At 66.8% G+C, this 238-nt stretch carries 1 pseudogene; it reads left to right on the top strand.

Annotated features, from left to right (window positions below):
* Nucleotides 1-238, top strand: a pseudogene (locus tag ADK64_RS15300) (polyketide synthase); the annotation flags it as partial.

Raw genomic sequence — 238 nt, 5'->3', positions numbered from 1 at the left:
GGCGGCCGATGTGGATGCGGTGGAGGCGCATGGTACGGGTACGTCGTTGGGTGATCCGATCGAGGCGCAGGCGCTGCTGGCGACGTACGGTCAGGAGCGGGCGGGTGGTGAGCCGTTGTGGCTCGGGTCGTTGAAGTCGAACATCGGTCATGCGCAGGCTGCGGCTGGTGTGGCGGGTGTGATCAAGATGGTGCAGGCGATGCGGCACGGTGTGCTGCCGAGGACGCTGCATGTGGAC

The sequence above is a fragment of the Streptomyces sp. MMG1121 genome (genome assembly GCF_001280015.1).
Lineage (GTDB): Bacteria > Actinomycetota > Actinomycetes > Streptomycetales > Streptomycetaceae > Streptomyces.
Note: the sequence above shows the minus strand (reverse complement) of the source record. Positions and strands in the feature narration are given on the sequence as shown.